Here is a 20,015-nt window from a genome sequence, read left to right on the forward strand (position 1 = left end):
AAATGCAAAAAGTGGCTCTCGTAACCGGCTCCGGCCAGGGGATTGGCAAAGCGATCGCGCTTCGCCTGGTGAAGGATGGTTTTGCCGTTGCTATTGCGGATTACAACGAAGAGACGGCGAAAGCGGTCGCGGATGAGATCACCCGTAACGGCGGGAAGGCCGTCGCCGTGAAGGTGGACGTCTCTGACCGCGAGCAGGTGTTCGCGGCGGTGGAAAAAGCCCGCACCGCGCTGGGCGGTTTTAACGTCATCGTCAATAACGCCGGGGTGGCGCCGTCCACGCCCATCGAATCCATCACGCCGGAGATTGTCGACAAGGTTTACAACATCAACGTGAAAGGGGTGATCTGGGGCATTCAGGCCGCAATTGACGCGTTTCGTAAAGAGGGGCACGGCGGCAAGATCATCAACGCCTGCTCCCAGGCGGGCCACACCGGTAACCCGGAGCTGGCGGTCTACAGTTCCAGTAAATTCGCGGTGCGCGGCTTAACCCAGACCGCCGCGCGGGATCTCGCGCCGCTGGGGATCACCGTTAACGCCTACTGCCCGGGGATCGTCAAAACGCCGATGTGGGCGGAAATCGACCGTCAGGTCTCCGAGGCGGCGGGTAAACCGCTTGGCTACGGGACGGAAACCTTTGCCAAACGCATCACGCTTGGCCGTTTGTCCGAGCCGGAAGACGTGGCCGCCTGCGTCTCTTACCTCGCCGGGCCGGATTCCGACTACATGACCGGTCAGTCGCTGCTGATTGATGGTGGGATGGTGTTCAACTAAATACACAATACTAAAAAGCTCTGACATGAACTTTCCCCTGCTCCCGTGCAGGGGCTTTTTTTTGTCTCGTCAGCCATTGTGCATTACACTGCGCGCTGCAAAACTTTAGTCTTGAGATCTGACAGGCGGTAACAGCGATGAACGGTACAATCACAACGTGGTTTAAAGATAAAGGCTTTGGATTTATCAAAGATGAAAACGGCGACAACCGCTATTTTCATGTGATTAAGGTCGCCAACCCTGATCTGATTAAAAAAGATGCGGCGGTGACCTTCGAGCCAACCACCAACAGCAAAGGCCTTTCCGCGTATGCGGTGAAGGTGATCCCGGAGAGTAAGCATCTCTATATTGCGGGCGAGCGCGTGAAGCTCACCTCAATTAAATCCTTCGTGGTGTTCAGCGAGGAAGAGCCCGTTGAGACCAAAATCGACAAAGAGAATGCGGTGCTGTCGGTGGGGCTGCTGATGAACAGCATCAAACCAAAAACCGAGAAAAAGCCGGGCGAAATGCGCACGGTGAAGAAGCTGGCGATCACCACCTTCCAGAACACGACGATGATCTTCACTGAAGATGAGATCGACATTGATGCCACGGTGAAGCTGCTGAAGTAACGTTTTGCCGGGTGGCGGCTACGCCTTACCCGGCCTACGAAATGCGTGCGGCACTCGCCGCCGCACGGTTTACCCCATCCTGTGCTCCCCCCGCAACATTGCTTCACGGTCAAATACCCGCTGGATCTCCCCGTGCGCCATAAATGCCGCCCGGTCGGACATATGCGCAATCACGTCCGCATCGTGGCTCACCAGCAGGTAGGTCATGCCGTGCTGCGCCTTCAGGCGGTTGAGCAGGTTCAGGATCTCCGCCTGTACCGACATGTCCAGCGCCGAGGTCGGTTCATCCAGCAGCAGAAGCTGCGGGCGCAGCAGCAGCGCGCGGGCGATGGCCACGCGCTGACGCTGTCCGCCGGAAAGCTGATGCGGGTAACGCCTGCCGGCGTCGGCAGCCAGACCCACCTGTTGCAGCGCATCCGCCACCTTTTCGGCAACCTGGGTTTCGCCGTGGATGTTTAACGGCTCCGACAGGGTGCGGGCAATGGTGTGGTTCGGGTGCAAAGACGCCCACGGATCCTGGAACACCATCTGCACGTTACGGCGAAGCGCGCCTTCAAAACGTCGTCCTGGCAGTAAATTTTCCCCGAGGACGGAAATGTGGCCATGCCACTCGCGCAGCAGCCCCGCCAGCACGCGCAGAAGAGTCGATTTGCCGCAGCCGGATTCACCGATCAGGCTGAAGGTTTCGCCTTTTTCGATCGCAAAACTGGCGGCGGAAACCGCCGTTTTTTCACCAAAACTCACCCGGAGCTGGTTAACCTCAACGAGTGCCATTGTCGGCCTCCTTCCACGGTTGCGAACGGTCGAGCGTCGGCAGCATCTGGCCAAACGTCCCGGCGTTCGGGCGGCAGGTCCAGAGCGTGCGCGTGTAGGGATGGGTTGCCTGCGGCAACTGGCTCGCCGCCATTTCATCAACTTTCTCACCCTGATACATCACCAGCACGCGGTCACAGTGTTCCGCGACGAGCGGCAAATCGTGGCTGATTAACAGCATCGCCATCTGCCGCGCCTCGCACTGCTGTACCAGCAGCTCCAGGATCTGGTTGCGCAGGCGTGCGTCCAGCGCGGAAGTCGGTTCGTCGGCGATCAGCACCTGCGGGTTGTTGATGAGCGCAATGGCGATCATCACGCGCTGGCCCATGCCGCCGGAGAGTTCGCCGGGATAGCGCTGGAGCACGTGCTCGTTCAGCCCCACGGCGCGGATGATATCGTGAATGCGCGCCAGGCGTTCGGCGCGGGGCAGGCGCTGATGGAGGGTCAGCGCTTCATCAAGCTGGGCGGCGACGGTTTTCACCGGGTTTAGCGCGTAGCGCGGGTCCTGTAGAACCATCGCAATGCCGTTGCCGCGCAGCGCCTGCCAGCGGCGGCTGTTCAGGGTCAGCAGGTCGTTGCCAAGCACGTTAAGCCGCTTAGCGCTCACGATGCCGGGCTTGCGCACCAGCCCCAGCAGGGCGCGGGCAGACATGGACTTGCCGGAGCCGGATTCTCCCACCAGCGCCAGCCGCTCGTTGCCTAACGTAAAGCTCAGGTTGTTGACCACGCGCGCGGCGGGGTAGTCGATATTTAGCGCATCGACGATGACGCGGTGTTCAGTCATGCTGTGGCTCCAGTACGTCGCGCAGGCCATCGCCCAGCAGGTTAAAGGCCAGGCTGGCAAACAGAATCGCCCCGCCTGGAATGGCGGCAATCCACCACTGGTCAAAAATGACCTGCATGCCGTCGGCTATCATCGCGCCCCATTCCGCCATCGGTGGACGTGCGCCCAGGCCAAGGAAGCCCAGCCCGGCGGCGGCCAGAATGATCCCGGCCAGATCCAGCGCCAGCCGTACAATCGCGGAGGGCAGGCACAGGGGCAGAATATGGCCGACCAGCAGGCGCGGGCCGCGAATGCCCATCATCTCCGCGGCGGCCAGATAATCGCTGTGGCGCAGACGCTGGATTTCACTGCGCGCCTGGCGCGCATAGGCAGGCCAGGTCGTTAAGGCCAGCGCCAGCGCGCCGTTCACCAGACCGGGGCCGAGCATCGCGACAAACGCGAAGGCGAGGATCAGGCGCGGCATCGACATCACCACGTCGGTAAAGCGCATCAGGATGCGCTCCATCCAGCCGCCGTAGTAGCCTGACAAAATCCCCACCAGCAGACCGGCGGGGAGGGTAATAACGGTGACTAAGGCCACCAGCCCCAGTGCCGGACGGGTGCCGTAGATTAATCGGGAGAGCAGATCCCGCCCATAGCTGTCGGTACCCAGCCAGTGCTGCGCGTTGGGCGGTTGCAGACGCGCGGCGGCGTCCTGCCAGTTGGGGTCATGCGGCGCAAGCCACGGCGCGAACAGGGCAATAAGCACCAGCAGCGCGATGGCGATCAGCCCGCAAAACGCGGCAGGAGAGCGGCGCAGGCGGCGTAAGAAGAGATAAAACGGCATTAGCGCACCCTGGGATCGGTCGCCCGCACAAGCAGGTCGGTAAGGTTATTGATCAGAACAAAGCAGACGCCAATCAGCAGCGTGCCGCCCATCACGGCGGTGGTGTCACCGGCGAACAGGGCCGTGGTGAGGTAGCGCCCGATGCCCGGCCACGAGAAGACGGTTTCGGTTAATACCGCGCCCTCCAGCATGCTGGTGTAGGCCAGGGCAATCACCGTCAGCAGGGTGCTGCGAATGTTCGGCAGCACGTGACGCAGCAGGATGGTCATCTCTCCAGCGCCCTTGGCGCGGGCGAGCAATATGTACTCTTTGTTCATCTCGCTCAGACAGGCGGAGCGCGTCAGTCGGGTGATACTTGCCAGCGAGTAGTAGGCCAGCAGCAGTACCGGCAGCACCAGGTGGCTGATGGCGTTGCGGAACGCCTCGCGGTCGCCGGAAAGCCAGGTATCAACCAGCGCAAATCCGGTTCGTGGCTCAACGGTGAATTGCCAGATGTCGTCCAGCCTGCCGGGGCCAGCGCTCCACTGTAGTTTCGCGTAGAACAGAGCCAGCATCAGCAGTCCGAGCCAGAATATCGGCACCGAATTGCCGAGCAGGGTGAGCGTTCTGATCGCTAAGTCCAGTGGCGAACCGGCGTAGCGGGCGCACAGTACACCCGCAATCACGCCGAGTACCGTGCCGATAATTAGCGCCAGCGTTGCCAGTTCCAGCGTGGCGGGAAAGGCGTGCAGCAGGTCCTGCAATACCGGCTGACCGGTAGCGCTGGCGGTGCCTAAATCCCCGTTAGCGAGGTTTTGCAGGTAGTGCCAGAACTGCACCGGCAGGGGCCGATCCAGCCCAAGCTGGTGGCGAACCTGATCGTAAGTGGACTGGCTGGCGTGATCGCCGACGATCTGCAATACGCGATCGACCGGGGAAAAGGCAGAGAGCGCAAACGTGACCAGCAGTAGCCCGAACAGCGTGAGCAGGAGAGTCAGCAGACCCTGAAGCACGCGGGTGGAAAGATGTGGCATGGGAAATCTCTTTATGCCGGGTGGCGGCTTCGCCTTACCCGGCCTGCAAAAACCAGGAACGTAGGCCGGGTAAGCGCAGCGCCACCCGGCAACAAGGGCTACTTCGTAACGCGATCGTACCAGACCATATCCGCGTTCAGCCCCTGCTGATACCCCTTCACGTTATCGCGCACCACGATCTGGGTTTTGCCCTGGTCAACGAACACATACGGCGAGTTATGCTGTAACTGTTCCTGCATCTTCTTATACAGATCCAGACGTTTTGCCGGATCCGGCTCGGCAACCGCCGCCAGCGTAGCGTTGTTCAGCTCCGGAATTTTCCAGCCGTTAAGCCCGGCCACGGTGCTGGATTTCCCGTCATTCCATGCGAAGGCGCTGGCGTTGGAGTGTGCATCGAAGTAGTCCGGGATCCACAGACGTATGGCCGCCTGATGCTGTTTCGCACGCACGCGGGCGTACACCTGGCTACCCGCCGCGGGCAGCAGATCCACCTTCACGCCGCCCTGAGCGAAGCTCGCCTGCATGGATTGCGCGATGGTGATGAACGGCGGTTTATTCTCTACGTCCAGCGTGAAATGCGCGTCTTTGATGCCCGCCCTGGCGAGGATCGCTTTTGCTTTTGCCGGGTCAAACGTGAACGGATTGTCCTCCAGCGCGCCCGGCAGGCCGACCGGCAGGAAGCTCTGATGAACAAAATACTGGCCTTTCAGCAGGTCCTTGGTGATGCCTTCATAATCCACCAGCCAGCGCGAGGCCTCCCAGAACGCAGGATTATTCAGCAGCGGGTTAGCGCTGTTGCCGGTGTTAAACACCAGATAGTTTTGCTCGGCAGAAGGAATGCTTAGTACCTTCACGCCCGGCTTGCCGCTGAGGGCGCTTATCTGGTCTGCACCCAGATCGCGCGCCACGTCCGCATCACCCTGCTGGATCAGCAGGCGGCGGGAAGCGGGATCGGGGACGTTTTTAATGATGATGCTTTTAAGCTTCGGCGCGCCGCCGGGCGCGGATTCGTTGGCTTCCAGCACGATGGCCTGATGCGGCTGGTAAACGCGCATTTTGAACGCGCCGCTGCCCGCAGAGTGCATTTTTAACCACGCGTTGCCGAAGTCGTTATCCTTCACGTTCGCCGCAACCTGCTTTTCATCGACGATGGAGGCAATCGGCGTGGAGAGTATATTCAGCGCTACCGACGGGCTGACGTCCGCCGTCCAGCGAAGCGTGAGGGTATGGTCGTCCACTTTCTTCAGCTGGCTGGCGATGTTGCTGGCGTCCCAGCCCAGTACGTTGAGGATAAACGCCGGGGATTTGTTCAGCGTCACGGCGCGGGTATATGAGAAGATCACATCTTCCGGGCGCAGCGGGTTCCCGGAGGCAAATTTTGCATCGGGCTTAAGTTTGATGGTCAGGGTTTTTGCTGCCGCGTCCGCTTCCCAGCTTTCGGCCAGAACCGGGGTGATTTTTTCCGGGTTATCGCGGTCCGGCTGTACCAGACGCTGATACAAACTCGGTACGGTCTGGATGCTGGAAAGTTCGTTGGCTTCGGCCGGGTCAAGGCTCACGATATCATCCAGACCCTGGGCGACAACCAGCGTGTTGGGCGGGGTAGCGGCGTGAGCAGCGCTTGAGAGCGCAGCCAGCACCAGTAACGGCAGCAGTTTTTTATTCATAGCGATCCCTGAAGAAAATATATTGTGATTGTTTTATGCACCGTTACGGTAGGCTGGCTGAGGATTTCCTCAAAGTCGAAATTCTGCTTTGCTTATGCCCTCCGGGAATAACGCATTCGGTCTGGTTATGAGTCACCTCTCTTTTCGTTCGCTTTTTAACCTGCTATAACAAACTCTTTACCTTTCAGGGAGTCACCGCCGTGCCCGAAATCAATCAACATGGTCAAACCGTTAACGATATTGTCCCGGACTGGAAATGCGCCCGCGCGTTAACCCGTACCCTGCTCACCGGGCAGTATTGCCGCCTGGAGCCGCTGGATGCCGACCGCCATTCAGCTGATTTGTTTGAAGCCTATGCGCTGGGTGACGACAGCGACTGGACGTGGCTTGCCAGCACCCAGCCTGGGAGCGTTGAGGCCACTGCGCACTGGGTGCTGGGAAAGGTGCTGGATGACGACCTGGTGCCCTTTGCCGTTATCGATCTGCGCACCGAAAAGGCGGTAGGGCTGGTCAGCTATATGGCGATAGAACGCTTTCAGGGCTCGGTTGAGATCGGCCACGTCACCTGGTCGCGCAGAATGAAGGGCACCCGCGTGGGTACCGAAGCGGTGTGGCTGCTGCTGAAAAATGCCTTTGAGCATCAATATCGCCGGCTGGAGTGGAAGTGCGATTCGATGAACATCGCCTCACGCAACGCGGCGGAGCGGCTGGGGTTTGTCTGGGAAGGGCGCCTGCGCCAGAAGCTGGTGCGTAAAGGACGCAACCGCGACAGCGATATGCTTTCGATTATTGACGGCGAATGGCCGCAGCGCGATGCAGAGCTGCGCGCCTGGCTGGCGGCGGAGAATTTTGACGGGGAAGGACGGCAGGTTAAGCGGCTTGAAGCATTTCGGCAATAATTTCCCCTCACCCTAACCCTCTCCCAGAGGGAGAGGGGACGATGACACCCTCTCCCTTTGGGAGAGGGCCGGGGTGAGGGGAGAAGTTCGCACTCAGCGGCGAACCGGCGCCCCATCCGCCACATAATACGCCGCCGTGCTCTTCGCCAGCGGCTCGCGCCCGCGAATGGCGTCGGCAATCTTTTCACCAATCATGATGGTGGTGGCGTTCAGGTTGCCGGTGATAATCTGCGGCATAATCGACGCATCCACTACGCGTAACCCTTCCAGCCCGTGAACCCGGCCTTCGCCGTCAACCACCGCCATTTCGTCGTAGCCCATTTTGCAGGTGCCGCACGGGTGGAAGGCGGTTTCGGCGTGGTTGCGCACGAACTCGTCCAGCTGTTCGTCGGTCTGGCATTCGACGCCCGGGCTGATTTCACGACCGCGATACTTGTCCAGCGCAGGCTGGTGCATGATCTCGCGGGTGATGCGGATCGCGTCGCGGAACTCCTGCCAGTCCTGCTCGTGGGACATGTAGTTGAACAGGATCGCCGGATGCTGGTGCGGATCGCGCGACTTGATGCGCACGTGGCCGCGGCTCGGCGAGCGCATGGAGCCAACGTGGCACTGGAAGCCATGTTCTTTCACCGCGTTCGAGCCGTTGTAGTTAATCGCCACCGGCAGGAAGTGATACTGAATGTTCGGCCACTCGAACTCCTCGCGGCTGCGGATAAACCCGCCCGCTTCGAAGTGGTTGCTAGCGCCCACGCCTGTGCCGCCAAACAGCCACTCCGCGCCAATCTTCGGCTGGTTCCACCATTGCAGGGCAGGGTAGAGGGAGACCGGCTCCTTACATTCATACTGAAGGTACATCTCCAGGTGATCCTGCAAGTTTTCACCCACCCCGGGTAAATCATGTACCAGCGGGATATCAAACTGCTTCAGCAGTTCAGCGTTGCCCACGCCGGAGCGCTGGAGGATCTGCGGAGACGCGATGGCGCCCGCGCACAGCAGCACCTCTTTCTTCGCCGTCGCTTTTGACGGAATGGTGCTTTCGCCTTCCAGCCACTCGACGCCCACCGCGCGCTTGCCGTCAAAGATAATGTGATCGGTCATGGCGTGGGTGCGGATGGTCAGATTCGGGCGCGGTTTGGCCTGGTCCAGATAGCCGCGCGCGGTGCTGGCGCGTCGGCCCTGCGGCGTGACCGTACGGTCCATCGGGCCAAAGCCTTCCTGCTGATAGCCGTTAAGGTCGTCGGTGCGCGGGTAGCCCGCCTGCACGCCCGCCTCTACCATCGCTTCAAACAGCGGGTTCACGCCCGGCTTAGAGGTGGTGACGCTCACCGGACCGTCGCCGCCGTGGTAGTCGTTCGGCCCCACGTCGCGGGTCTCTGCCTTGCGGTAATAGGGCAGGCAGTTGAGGTAGCTCCAGTGCTCCAGACCCGGTTCTTTCGCCCAGTTATCCAGATCCATTGCGTTGCCGCGCACGTAGCACATGCCGTTGATCAGCGACGAGCCGCCCAGCCCTTTACCTCGTCCGCATTCCATGCGGCGATTGTTCATGAAAGGCTCAGGCTCGGTTTCATACGCCCAGTTGTAGCGCTTGCCCTGCAACGGGAAGGCCAGCGCGGCAGGCATCTGGGTGCGGAAGTCAAAGCGATAGTCCGGCCCGCCCGCCTCAAGCAGCAGGACGGTGGTGTTCGGATCTTCAGTCAGTCGTGTTGCCAGTACGTTGCCGGCAGAGCCGGCTCCGATAATGATGTAGTCAAATTGCAAATAAACCTCCCGGTTAAAATATGGACTGGAATTTACCCATCTCAACCTGGATGGACTTCACCTGGGTGTAACTCTGAAGCGTCATGACGCCGTTCTCACGGCCAATGCCGGAGTGTTTGTAGCCGCCGACCGGCATCTCTGCGGCGGATTCACCCCAGGTGTTGATCCAGCAGATGCCCGCTTCGAGCTGATGAATAGCGCCGTGGGCGCGGTTCAGATCGGCAGTGACGATGCCCGCCGCCAGACCGTAGTCGGTATCATTAGCGCGGCGAATGGCCTCTTCGTCAGTGTCATAGGTAAGAATGGACATCACCGGGCCGAAGATCTCTTCGCGCACGATGGTCATTTCGTCGGTGCAGTCGGTGAACACGGTCGGGGCCACCCACGCGCCGTTGTCAAAGCCGTCACCCTTCAGCACGTCGCCGCCGCACAGCACGCGCGCGCCTTCCTCTTTGCCTTTGGCGATGTAGCGCAGCACGCTGTCGCGGTGCGGGAAGCTGACCATCGGGCCAAAGTTGGTGTTTTCATCGAACAGGTCGCCCGCGCGGATGCGGCCCACGCGCTCAACGATTTTTTGCTCAAACGCGGCTTTGACCTTCGCGGGCACGAACACGCGGGTGCCGTTGGTGCACACCTGACCGGAGCTGAAGAAGTTCGCCATCATGGCGATATCTGCCGCGAGATCCAGATCCGCGTCGTCAAACACTATCAGCGGAGATTTACCGCCCAGCTCCATCGTCACCTCTTTCAGGGACGAGGCCGCCGAGTTCGCCATCACCTTTTTGCCGCTGGCCACGCCACCGGTGAAGGAGACTTTGGCGATGCCCGGATGCTCGGTCAGGAACTGGCCGGTCTCTGCGCCCACGCCCGGCAGGACGTTAAACACGCCGTCCGGCACGCCTGCTTCGGTGTAGATCTCCGCCAGTTTCAGGGCGGTAAGCGGCGTCACTTCGCTCGGCTTGAAGATCATCGCGTTGCCCGCCGCCAGCGCCGGGGCCGATTTCCACAGGGCGATCTGGATCGGGTAGTTCCACGCGCCGATGCCCGCCACCACGCCCAGCGGCTCGCGGCGGGTGTAGACGAACGAGGTGTCGCGCAGCGGGATCTGGCTGCCTTCCAGCGCCGGGATCAGCCCCGCGTAGTACTCCAGCACATCCGCGCCGGTGACGATGTCGACGGTTGAGGTTTCAGAAAACGCTTTACCGGTGTCGAGGGTTTCCAGCGTTGCCAGCTCGTCGTTGCGCTCGCGCAGGATATCGACGGCGCGGCGCAAGATGCGCGAGCGCTCCATGGCGGTCATCGCCGCCCATATTTTTTGCCCGCGCTGTGCGCTTTCCACGGCGCGGTCGACGTCTTCGCGCCCGGCCGCCTGCACGGTCGCCAGAACTTCACCGTTCGCCGGGTTGATGGTCTCGAAGGTACGACCGCTGGTGGCCGATGTATAACCACCATTGATATAAAGCTGCTGTTCTGCCATTCGGGACATAAATTCTCCTCGGTTAATCGGTCGGTAAATGCTGGCTGATAAAGTGGCTGGTAAGCGACTGGGCCAGGGTTTTATCCAGCGGTTTGCCGCTGAGCGCAGCGCGCAGCCATAGCCCGTCAATCAGTGCGGCAAGCCCGTAGCCCGCCTCTTCAGCCTGTTCACGCGGCAGCTCGCGGCGGAACTCGTACACCAGGTTTGAGAGCAATCGGCGGCTGCTGACCTGCTGCAAACGGTAGAGCATCGGCTGATGCATGCTGCTGGCCCAGAAGGCCAGCCAGGCCTTCATCGCCGCGCCGCTAATCTGGGTTTCATCAAAATTGCCGCCGACAATCGCCTGCAATCGCTGCTCTGCGCTGCCGTCCGGCAGGGCGCGTAAACGGCTTAATACCGCGTCGCGCAGCTGACCGGTGATGTCACGCATGGTCGCTTCCAGCAGACCGTTTTTATCTTTGAAATAGTGGCTGATGATCCCCGTGGATACGCCCGCCCGACGGGCGATTTGCGCGATGGTTGCGTCATGCATTCCCACTTCATTAATTGCTTCCAGCGTGGCATCGATTAGCTGCCTGCGCCGGATCGGCTGCATCCCCACTTTGGGCATTTTTGCCACTCCATTCATCAGCGTTGGTTAACTATTAAAGCGGTTTTTGATTGGACGTTCAATATAAAATGTGTCTTAATTGTTGCGGATTTGGATTTTAATAGTTACAAAAACAGTGGGGATACTGGATGACAGACCTTTCACAGGACAGAGAAAAAGACAAAATCAACCCGGTCGTTTTTTATACGTCCGCCGGGCTGATTTTGTTGTTTTCCCTGACGACCATTTTCTTTCGTGATTTTTCTGCCGAGTGGATTGGGCGCACCCTGAACTGGGTGTCGAAGACCTTCGGCTGGTACTATCTGCTGGCGGCGACGCTCTATATTGTCTTCGTGGTCTGCATTGCCTGTTCGCGCTTTGGGTCGGTGAAGCTCGGGCCAGAGCAGTCCAAGCCCGAGTTCAGCCTGCTGAGCTGGGCCGCGATGCTGTTTGCCGCGGGCATCGGCATCGACCTGATGTTCTTCTCCGTGGCGGAACCGGTCACGCAGTATATGCAGCCGCCGGAAGGGGCAGGGCAGACGATGGAGGCCGCGCGCCAGGCGATGGTCTGGACGCTCTTCCACTACGGCCTGACGGGCTGGTCGATGTATGCCCTGATGGGCATGGCGCTCGGATACTTTAGCTATCGTTATAATTTGCCCCTTACCATCCGCTCCGCGCTGTACCCGATTTTCGGCAAAAAGATCAACGGCCCTATTGGGCACACGGTAGACATCGCGGCGGTGATCGGCACCATCTTTGGTATCGCGACAACGCTCGGAATTGGCGTAGTGCAGCTTAACTACGGGCTGAGCGTGCTGTTTGACATCCCGGATTCGATGGCGGCGAAGGCGGCGCTGATTGCGCTGTCGGTGATTATCGCCACCATCTCGGTGACCTCCGGCGTGGATAAAGGGATTCGCGTGCTCTCCGAGCTGAACGTCGCGCTGGCGCTGGGGCTGATCCTGTTCGTGCTGTTTATGGGCGACACCTCGTTCCTGCTGAATGCGTTAGTGCTGAACGTAGGTGATTACGTAAATCGCTTTATGGGCATGACGCTGAACAGCTTCGCCTTTGACCGTCCGACAGAGTGGATGAACAACTGGACGCTGTTCTTCTGGGCGTGGTGGGTGGCGTGGTCGCCGTTTGTCGGCCTGTTCCTGGCGCGTATTTCGCGTGGGCGCACCATCCGTCAGTTCGTGATGGGCACGCTGATCATCCCGTTCACCTTTACCCTGCTGTGGCTGTCGATTTTCGGCAACAGCGCGCTGCACGAGATCATCCACGGCAATGCGACTTTTGCCCAGGAAGCGATGGCGCACCCGGAGCGCGGCTTCTACAGCCTGCTGGCGCAGTATCCGGCGTTTACCTTTAGCGCGTCGGTAGCGACCATTACCGGCCTGCTGTTCTACGTCACCTCGGCGGACTCCGGCGCGCTGGTGCTGGGGAACTTCACCTCGAAGCTCAAGGACATTAACAGCGACGCGCCGAACTGGCTGCGCATCTTCTGGTCCGTCGCCATCGGCCTGCTGACGCTCGGCATGCTGATGACCAACGGCATTTCGGCGTTGCAGAACACCACGGTGATCATGGGCCTGCCGTTCAGCTTCGTGATCTTCTTCGTGATGGCCGGGCTGTATAAATCGCTTAAGGTGGAAGACTACCGCCGCGTCAGCGCCAGCCGCGACACCGCCCCGCGTCCGCTGGGCGCGCAGGACAGGCTGAGCTGGAAAAAACGTCTCTCGCGCCTGATGAACTACCCCGGCACGCGCTACACCAAACAGATGATGGAGACGGTCTGCTTCCCGGCCATGGAAGAGGTGGCCCAGGAGCTGAAGCTGCGTGGCGCCTACGTGGAGCTGAAAAACCTGCCGCCGGAGGAGGGCGAAACCCTGGGGCACCTGGATCTGCTGGTGCACATGGGCGACGAGCAGAACTTTGTCTATCAGATCTGGCCGCAGCAGTATTCGGTGCCCGGGTTCACCTACCGGGCGCGCAGCGGGAAGTCGACCTACTACCGGCTGGAGACCTTCCTGCTGGAAGGCAGCCAGGGGAATGATTTGATGGATTACAGCAAGGAGCAGGTGATCACGGACATTCTGGACCAGTATGAACGGCACCTGAACTTTATCCATCTGCACAGGGAAGCGCCGGGGAATAGCGTGATGTTTCCGGATGTTTGAGGCTTGATCTGAAGAACCTACAAAGGCAGCGCCGCTGCCCTCATGCCGGGTGGCGGCGATGCCTTACCCGGCCTACAAAACCGGTTTATCGTAGGCCTGATAAGCGAAGCGCCATCAGGCGTTTAATGAGCATTGGATCTGAAGGGCAATATTTCCTTTCTTTATATTCACCATTTTATTTTTCTTTATTTACTCGAGCCGCCTCGCATTTCCCTAATATTCGACCCCTGTACATTTATCCATGGCAGTATAATAGCGGCAGTTAAGCCAGCACTGAGATCTTGAAAGAATAGGTAAAAAGGTAAGAAAAGGAATCGCGGTACAAAGGTGTGCGACCACCTTCATACCGCTAACCACAAACAACTAAAAGGGAGTTGATTATGGCTGCGAAGAATTCTATGCCAGAGCGGGCTATTGCCCAAACAGAAAATGCAGATCTAGAGATTCAGCAAGAAAATCGCGAGAAGCTACGCAAAAAACGCATCCGGGCGTTGCATGACGAGCCGGTTCACTCTGCGTATCTTCATGAAAGAGGAGAGGCGGATTACGCCTGTGTGGAACTTTATACTCGAATGGAGCGCAACTATCTGCCGTTAACCGGCGCGTGGTTAACCCGCGCAGGGTTTAAAGCAGGAATAGCAGTGAAGATCCGCGTGATGCCGGATTGTATTGTGATTACGCCGCAAAATTCCCGTGAGCTGTGGGGCTGTCTGGAAGGCGTCAGTGCAACGTATACCAACAAACTGAAGATGATGAAGTGGCTGGAGACGTTTCCGGGAGCGTTAATTGATACGGGGGATTTGCCCGTGAACGAAAGTGGAAAAGGGTAGCGCTTAAGATTAACCAGGCGATCCAGGGAATACCAGGATCGCCGTTTCTGAGCAGCAGCATACATTGATCTTTATGAGCCAGGTAAATTATGCGTTACTCTTCTCTTTCTGAGCGGGTTTCATCCATGCATCGCCATAAAGAATATTACCTTTCACATAATTCCACTGAATGCCCCGGAATCGAAGCCCAACAACTTCATGCATATTCGGGGCTGAGCTGCCCGGGTAATAAACATGCGTGAAATCCAGAGATGAGATCACCACGCTATCAAGCGTAATGGTGTAGATCTCTCTTTCTGCTCCCGCTTCAACAATTTCATAATATTTGATAATGGCTTTTTGCAGCCGTCTGCCCTCGCAGGCGGCAACGGCAAGATAAGGGCTCACTTTATCCAATTGCTTATGCACGGTAACCGGACTATGCTGCCGTGTTCCGGTCATATTTCCGGTATGACTGTCCACTGCCTGCTTAATGCCATAACTGCTGTTCATGATTTCAATAGCACCTTCCCGGCCTGGCATCATACAGTCGCCCTGAACCTGCATTCCGTTCTCATCGAAGAGAAATAAGTAAGCGGGTAATGACATTATAATTCTCCTAAGTTGATTTGTTTTCCGTTATTATCAACATCGAATTGGTGTACATATTTTTTATTGTTTAATCCGTAATGAATAACGTAAGTACGACCATTTTCCCATTTTATATTTAAACATGTATCCGGGTAGGAGATGTCTAAATTATTATATCCCGACCCTGTTACGATAGTGATTTTATGATCTTTACTTGAATAAATAGTGTAAAAGTTCAGGACGTCATTTTTATCTATGCTAAAACATAGGCGGTTACCATTAATAAATGTAAATCTATTTTTGGGGGCGCGATTACCTCCCGGGCATCCAGTGATTAAAATGCAGAGGATAAAGATGACAAATATGTTTTTCATCCTGGAAATCCCTTTAAGACATTTTTGTATTTTTGCAGAAGGAAATACAAGCTTTCCCTAAGTTTTAAGTCTCTGCATTGTAATAATTCTTCATTCCTCTCCAAACCAAAGTATTTCAATAACCAGTAATCGCTTACAATTGACGCTTGCTGCTCTAACCCATAATGCAATAAATCTACTTTATCTAAGCTATAAGTATAGTCAGCAATACCGGAAAATAATCCTCTTGTTCTGACAAACATCCCTTTTTGAGTTTGCCAGACATGCATCATCTCATGCATGAATCGATGTTTTTTAACAATGTCATCCTCTAGCGAAAAATCCGGCGAATACGTTTCCTCTCTGTACCACATCTCCCCGTTGGGACTCATCGCCACATCAACGGGTTGCAGATTAAAAGGAAGATAGCTTTCCCTGTGTACCCACACCAGATGATAACGGATGCTGTAACCGTAAAGCGTCTTCGCAAGGGCGATTTCACCAATTGTGAGCTGTCGGATCCCGCCCGGATTAATCGGGGTTCCCGAAGTGGGGTGAATTCTTTCATTAACCGGCATGTCAATTCCCTTTTGTTAATATGGGTATTGGCCGTAAATAATACTCCTGACCGTGAGAGAAAAAAGAAAGCACATTTCCTAAAAATTCCGCCTGACAGTCCAGGTTGACATAACTTTAATGATAATTATTTTCATTTAAACATAGCCTGTGCTATACCTTATAGCACAGGCTAATTTTGCTTTGAATTTAATCACCTCAGGAGACTTCTGCGATGCATCCACGGCAAGGATTGAAGCGTTTGTTGCTCGGCGCGCTGCTCATGACCGCGACTACTACCGGCGCGCTGGCGGCTGAAAAGTTCCAGGTCATCACCACTTTTACCGTTATTGCTGATATGGTGAAAAACGTGGCGGGGGATGCCGCTGAGGTCACCTCCATCACCAAACCGGGCGCGGAAATTCACGAATACCAGCCCACCCCGGGCGATATCAAACGCGCGCAGAAGGCACAGCTGATCCTCGCGAACGGCATGAATCTGGAGCTGTGGTTCCAGCGCTTTTATCAGCATCTGAACGGCGTGCCGGAGGTGATTGTCACCAAAGGCATCACCCCGATGGGCATCAGCGAAGGGCCCTATAACGGCAAGCCCAATCCGCACGCGTGGATGTCGCAGGACAACGCCCTGATTTACGTCGATAACATCCGCGACGCGCTGGTGAAGTACGATCCGGCCAACGCACAGACCTATCAGCGCAATGCGGAAGCCTACAAGCAGAAGATCACCGCCACTCTCGAACCGCTGCGCAAGCAGGTCGCGGAGATACCGGAAGACAAACGCTGGATGGTGACCAGCGAAGGTGCCTTCTCCTATCTGGCGCGGGATCTGGGGATGAAAGAGCTTTACCTGTGGCCGATCAACGCCGATCAGCAGGGCACGCCCCAGCAGGTGCGCAAGGTTATCGATCTGGTGAAAAAACATCACATTCCGGCGGTGTTTAGCGAAAGCACGGTCTCAGATAAGCCCGCCCGTCAGGTGGCGCGTGAAACCGGCGCCCACTATGGCGGCGTGCTGTACGTCGACTCTCTGAGCGCGGAAAACGGCCCGGTGCCGACCTATATCGATCTGCTGAACGTCACCACCCGCACGCTGGTGCAGGGCATCCGTGACGGCATGAAGGAGTAACCATGCAGAAGGGGATTGTTGTAACCGACGTGACCGTGACCTACCGCAACGGCCACACGGCGCTGCGCGACGCATCGTTCAGCGTGCCGGGCGGATCGATTGCCGCCCTGGTTGGCGTGAACGGTTCCGGCAAATCCACGCTGTTCAAGGCGGTGATGGGCTTTGTGCGGGCGGCGAGCGGCACTATCTCCATTCTGGGGCTGCCGCCTCACCGGGCGCTGCGTCAGAACCTGGTCGCCTACGTGCCGCAGTCGGAAGAGGTCGACTGGTCGTTTCCGGTGCTCGTCGAGGACGTGGTGATGATGGGCCGCTACGGGCATATGGGGTTTCTGCGTCGTCCCAAAGAATGCGATAAGCAGATCGTCACCGACGCCCTGAAGCGTGTAGATATGCTCGAGCTGCGCCATCGGCAGATTGGCGAGCTGTCCGGCGGGCAGAAGAAGCGCGTGTTTCTGGCGCGGGCGATTGCCCAGCAGGGCGAGGTGATTCTGCTCGACGAGCCGTTTACCGGCGTGGACGTCAAAACCGAAGCCAGGATCATCAGCCTGCTGCGGGAGCTGCGCGACGAGGGTAAAACGATGCTGGTCTCGACCCATAACCTGGGCTCGGTCACGGAATTCTGCGATTACACGGTGATGGTCAAAGGCACCGTGCTGGCGAGCGGCCCGACGGATATCACCTTTACCGCCGAGAATCTTGAGCGCGCCTTCAGCGGCGTGCTGCGCCACGTGGTGCTCAGCGGCTCGGAAGATCGCATTATTACCGACGACGAACGCCCCTTTGTCACGCACCGTCAGGAGGCCAAATGAACGTGCTTCTCGAACCCTTCGGCTACGAGTACATGCTCAACGCGATGTGGGTCTCGGCGATGGTGGGCGGGCTGTGCGCGTTTCTCTCCTGCTATCTGATGCTTAAAGGCTGGTCGCTGATCGGCGATGCGCTGTCGCACTCCATCGTGCCCGGCGTGGCGGGAGCCTACATGCTCGGGCTGCCGTTCTCGCTGGGGGCGTTCCTGTCGGGCGGGCTGGCTGCGGGCAGCATGCTGTTTCTCAACCAGCGCAGCCGCCTGAAGGAGGATGCCATCATCGGGCTGATCTTCTCCTCCTTTTTCGGGCTGGGGCTGTTTATGGTCTCGCTCAACCCGACCTCGGTGAACATTCAGACCATCGTCCTCGGCAATATTCTGGCTATCGCCCCGGAAGATATCGTCCAGCTGGCGATTATCGGCGTGGTGTCGATAGTTATCCTGCTGTTCAAATGGAAAGATCTGATGGTGACCTTTTTTGATGAGAACCACGCCCGCGCCATCGGCCTGCGTCCTGAACGCCTGAAAATTCTCTTCTTCACGCTGCTGGCGGTTTCTACCGTGGCGGCGCTGCAAACCGTCGGCGCATTTCTGGTGATCTGTCTGGTGGTCACGCCCGGCGCGACCGCGTGGCTGCTGACCGACCGCTTCCCGCGCCTGCTGATGATTGCGGTCGCCATTGGCAGCATCACCAGCTTCCTCGGCGCGTGGGCCAGCTATTACCTGGACGGTGCCACCGGCGGCATTATCGTGGTCGCCCAGACGCTGCTGTTCCTGATGGCGTTCGTCTTTGCGCCGAAGCACGGACTGCTTGCCAGCCGCCGTCGGGCGCGGGAGGCACACCCATGTTGACGCTGCTTCTCGAACCCTTCCAGTTTGCGTTTATGAACAACGCGCTGCTGATTTCACTCCTGGTGGCCGTGCCCTGCGCGCTGCTGTCGGTTTTTCTGGTGCTGAAAGGCTGGGCGCTGATGGGCGACGCCATGAGCCACGCGGTGTTTCCCGGCGTCGTGCTGGCCTGGATGATGGGCCTGCCGCTGGCGCTGGGCGCGTTCGTGGCCGGTCTTTTCTGCGCGGTCGCCACCGGATATCTGAAGGATAACAGTCGCATCAAACAGGATACGGTCATGGGGATCGTCTTTTCCGGCATGTTCGGCGCGGGCCTGATCCTCTATATCGCCGTCAAACCCGAGGTGCATCTCGACCACATTCTGTTCGGCGATATGCTGGGCATTAACGGGATGGACATTCTGCAAAGCGGGATCGTGGCGGGGCTGATCGCGCTGGTGATTGGCCTGAAGTGGCGCGATTTTCTGCTGTTCTGCTTTGATTACCAGCAGGCGCAGGCGAGCGGGCTGCGCACCCGCTGGCTGCACTACGGCTTGCTGTGCATGGTTTCGCTGACCATCGTGGCGACGCTGAAGGCGGTGGGGATTATTCTGTCGATTTCGCTGCTGATTGCCCCCGGCGCTGTGGCGGTGCTGATCACCCGACGCTTCCACATGGCGCTGCTGGTCGCGGTAGCCGTTTCAGCCCTCGTGTCGGTAAGCGGTGTTTATGCCTCGTTTTATCTCGACAGCGCGCCTGCGCCGACCATTGTGGTCCTGTTCGCGATGGTGTTTATCGTGACGTTTGTGGTGACCAGCGTGAAGGCTCGTCGCCAGGAGCGTGTGACAGCAGGGTGATGACCTGTTCGCCGTGCTGCTGCCAGTGCAGGCGGAAGGCGGTGCCTTCTTCAAAGCCTGCCAGTTGACGGGTCAACGCCAGCGTGAGCGTCTTGTCGTCGAGCTTGGTAACGCGGGCGCTGTCAAAACCCATCCAGGCCTGTACCTGCGGAAAGAGGGCCTTGAACAGGCTCTCTTTGGCGCTGAAGACCAGCGTCAGGGCGAGGGCGAACGGGTATCCCTGGCGGGAAAGCACAGGTTCTTCCTGCGTATCAATAATGCCGTCTTTGATTTCCCTGGCTTCGTTTTCGAAGAGGATCGTTTCACAATCGATGCCGATAAGCGCCGGGTATTGCGTGACGACGGCTATCGCCTGCGTGCCGCTGTGGGTGATGCTGCCGGAAATACCTTGCGGCCAGAGCGGTTCCCCGCTGGGGCCAATGGCGGGCATGGTGTGGTCAGGTAAGGCGTGCGCGGCGGCGATGCGGCCTGCCAGGTGGTCGGCCTTGCGTTTGCGTCCGGCGTCAGCAAGCTGCGCGTGATGGGGGAGCCAGAGGAGATCGGCGTCGGTAAAGGTGGCGGGGTCGAAAGTGATGCGGTGGAGGGTGTGGCCGGCGAGAGAAAATGTGCTGTGGGTGGTGTGCATGGTTTTTCCCCTCACCCTGACCCTCTCCCCGGAGGGGAGAGGGAAGGATTGA

Annotated in this window: 21 protein-coding genes; 9 read left to right on the forward strand and 12 right to left on the reverse strand. The window is 58.2% G+C overall.

Going from position 1 to position 20,015, the window contains the following annotated elements; all coding sequences use genetic code 11:
- The first annotated feature begins 2 nt into the window (after positions 1 to 2).
- Both SK50_RS08095 and SK50_RS08100 read left to right on the forward strand, forming a co-directional pair.
- Complete coding sequence (locus SK50_RS08095; protein WP_003858846.1) at positions 3 to 773, forward strand: (S)-acetoin forming diacetyl reductase; 771 nt, start codon at positions 3 to 5, stop codon at positions 771 to 773.
- A 137-nt stretch (positions 774 to 910) separates the two neighbouring features.
- Positions 911 to 1,384: a cold-shock protein gene (locus tag SK50_RS08100; RefSeq protein WP_017382537.1), complete on the forward strand. Its 474-nt coding sequence runs from the start codon at positions 911 to 913 to the stop codon at positions 1,382 to 1,384.
- A 69-nt stretch (positions 1,385 to 1,453) separates the two neighbouring features.
- Here the strand turns inward: SK50_RS08100 and SK50_RS08105 are convergent, their stop codons facing one another.
- The 5 genes from SK50_RS08105 to SK50_RS08125 all read right to left on the reverse strand — a co-directional run bounded on the left by SK50_RS08105 (position 1,454) and on the right by SK50_RS08125 (position 6,487).
- Positions 1,454 to 2,158, reverse strand: a complete 705-nt coding sequence (locus SK50_RS08105; RefSeq protein WP_045344557.1) for an ABC transporter ATP-binding protein — start codon at positions 2,156 to 2,158, stop codon at positions 1,454 to 1,456.
- The gene (locus tag SK50_RS08110; protein WP_045334409.1) at positions 2,145 to 2,981 is read right to left on the reverse strand and encodes an ABC transporter ATP-binding protein; all 837 of its coding nucleotides are present in this window, start codon (positions 2,979 to 2,981) and stop codon (positions 2,145 to 2,147) included. The genes SK50_RS08105 and SK50_RS08110 overlap by 14 nt, the downstream gene beginning before the upstream one ends.
- Positions 2,974 to 3,807, reverse strand: coding sequence for an ABC transporter permease (locus SK50_RS08115; RefSeq protein WP_015571190.1), 834 nt, complete (start codon positions 3,805 to 3,807; stop codon positions 2,974 to 2,976). Before SK50_RS08115 ends, SK50_RS08110 begins: the two co-directional genes overlap by 8 nt.
- Positions 3,807 to 4,820 (reverse strand): ABC transporter permease, encoded by a 1,014-nt coding sequence (locus SK50_RS08120; RefSeq protein WP_045344556.1) that lies wholly within the window; start codon positions 4,818 to 4,820, stop codon positions 3,807 to 3,809. Before SK50_RS08120 ends, SK50_RS08115 begins: the two co-directional genes overlap by 1 nt.
- Positions 4,821 to 4,918: 98 nt before the next feature.
- Positions 4,919 to 6,487 (reverse strand): ABC transporter substrate-binding protein, encoded by a 1,569-nt coding sequence (locus SK50_RS08125; protein WP_045142670.1) that lies wholly within the window; start codon positions 6,485 to 6,487, stop codon positions 4,919 to 4,921.
- A gap of 200 nt (positions 6,488 to 6,687) precedes the next feature.
- Here SK50_RS08125 and SK50_RS08130 point away from each other — a divergent pair, with 200 nt between their 5' ends.
- A complete protein-coding gene (locus tag SK50_RS08130) occupies positions 6,688 to 7,386 on the forward strand; it encodes a GNAT family N-acetyltransferase (RefSeq protein ID WP_017694354.1) in 699 nt (232 codons plus the stop codon).
- Between the two features lie 93 nt (positions 7,387 to 7,479).
- Here the strand turns inward: SK50_RS08130 and betA are convergent, their stop codons facing one another.
- The 3 genes from betA to betI are packed head-to-tail and all read right to left on the reverse strand — an operon-like array spanning position 7,480 to position 11,231.
- Positions 7,480 to 9,144 carry a choline dehydrogenase gene (betA, locus tag SK50_RS08135; protein ID WP_017694353.1) on the reverse strand — a complete coding sequence of 555 codons (1,665 nt, stop codon included), beginning with the start codon at positions 9,142 to 9,144 and terminating at the stop codon, positions 7,480 to 7,482.
- Between the two features lie 13 nt (positions 9,145 to 9,157).
- Positions 9,158 to 10,630, reverse strand: a complete 1,473-nt coding sequence (gene betB / locus SK50_RS08140) for a betaine-aldehyde dehydrogenase (RefSeq protein ID WP_045344554.1) — start codon at positions 10,628 to 10,630, stop codon at positions 9,158 to 9,160.
- Between the two features lie 13 nt (positions 10,631 to 10,643).
- Positions 10,644 to 11,231 carry a transcriptional regulator BetI gene (betI, locus tag SK50_RS08145; RefSeq protein ID WP_017382531.1) on the reverse strand — a complete coding sequence of 196 codons (588 nt, stop codon included), beginning with the start codon at positions 11,229 to 11,231 and terminating at the stop codon, positions 10,644 to 10,646.
- Positions 11,232 to 11,359: 128 nt separating this feature from the next.
- On the opposite strand from betI, the gene betT reads away from it, so the two are divergent.
- Both betT and SK50_RS23120 read left to right on the forward strand, forming a co-directional pair.
- On the forward strand, positions 11,360 to 13,393 hold the full coding sequence (gene betT, locus SK50_RS08150; RefSeq protein ID WP_045344553.1) for a choline BCCT transporter BetT: 2,034 nt from the start codon (positions 11,360 to 11,362) through the stop codon (positions 13,391 to 13,393).
- Positions 13,394 to 13,773: 380 nt separating this feature from the next.
- Positions 13,774 to 14,223 (forward strand): SymE family type I addiction module toxin, encoded by a 450-nt coding sequence (locus SK50_RS23120; protein ID WP_023303254.1) that lies wholly within the window; start codon positions 13,774 to 13,776, stop codon positions 14,221 to 14,223.
- Between the two features lie 87 nt (positions 14,224 to 14,310).
- On the opposite strand, the gene SK50_RS08160 is transcribed toward SK50_RS23120, so the two are convergent.
- The 3 genes from SK50_RS08160 to SK50_RS08170 are packed head-to-tail and all read right to left on the reverse strand — an operon-like array spanning position 14,311 to position 15,724.
- Complete coding sequence (locus SK50_RS08160) at positions 14,311 to 14,811, reverse strand: Hcp family type VI secretion system effector (protein WP_032620116.1); 501 nt, start codon at positions 14,809 to 14,811, stop codon at positions 14,311 to 14,313.
- Positions 14,811 to 15,167, reverse strand: coding sequence for a putative T6SS immunity periplasmic lipoprotein (locus SK50_RS08165; protein ID WP_017382527.1), 357 nt, complete (start codon positions 15,165 to 15,167; stop codon positions 14,811 to 14,813). The genes SK50_RS08160 and SK50_RS08165 overlap by 1 nt, the downstream gene beginning before the upstream one ends.
- Entirely contained in the window at positions 15,164 to 15,724 is a 561-nt protein-coding gene (locus SK50_RS08170) for a hypothetical protein (protein WP_048229295.1), read from the reverse strand. Before SK50_RS08170 ends, SK50_RS08165 begins: the two co-directional genes overlap by 4 nt.
- 212 nt (positions 15,725 to 15,936) lie before the next feature.
- Here SK50_RS08170 and SK50_RS08175 point away from each other — a divergent pair, with 212 nt between their 5' ends.
- From SK50_RS08175 to SK50_RS08190, 4 genes are read left to right on the forward strand one after another with little or no spacing between them, the layout of a single operon-like run.
- Complete coding sequence (locus SK50_RS08175) at positions 15,937 to 16,848, forward strand: metal ABC transporter substrate-binding protein (protein ID WP_045344551.1); 912 nt, start codon at positions 15,937 to 15,939, stop codon at positions 16,846 to 16,848.
- Positions 16,849 to 16,850: 2 nt separating this feature from the next.
- Positions 16,851 to 17,657, forward strand: coding sequence for an iron/manganese ABC transporter ATP-binding protein SitB (gene sitB / locus SK50_RS08180; RefSeq protein WP_032657506.1), 807 nt, complete (start codon positions 16,851 to 16,853; stop codon positions 17,655 to 17,657).
- Positions 17,654 to 18,505: an iron/manganese ABC transporter permease subunit SitC gene (gene sitC, locus SK50_RS08185; RefSeq protein WP_023296090.1), complete on the forward strand. Its 852-nt coding sequence runs from the start codon at positions 17,654 to 17,656 to the stop codon at positions 18,503 to 18,505. Before sitB ends, sitC begins: the two co-directional genes overlap by 4 nt.
- On the forward strand, positions 18,499 to 19,338 hold the full coding sequence (locus tag SK50_RS08190) for a metal ABC transporter permease (RefSeq protein WP_039271384.1): 840 nt from the start codon (positions 18,499 to 18,501) through the stop codon (positions 19,336 to 19,338). Before sitC ends, SK50_RS08190 begins: the two co-directional genes overlap by 7 nt.
- Here SK50_RS08190 and entD read toward each other — a convergent pair.
- The gene (gene entD / locus SK50_RS08195) at positions 19,274 to 19,963 is read right to left on the reverse strand and encodes an enterobactin synthase subunit EntD (protein WP_045344550.1); all 690 of its coding nucleotides are present in this window, start codon (positions 19,961 to 19,963) and stop codon (positions 19,274 to 19,276) included. The genes SK50_RS08190 and entD overlap by 65 nt on opposite strands.
- Positions 19,964 to 20,015: the final 52 nt, after the last annotated feature.

The organism is Enterobacter sp. BWH64 (assembly GCF_001037645.1).
GTDB lineage: Bacteria > Pseudomonadota > Gammaproteobacteria > Enterobacterales > Enterobacteriaceae > Enterobacter > Enterobacter hormaechei_C.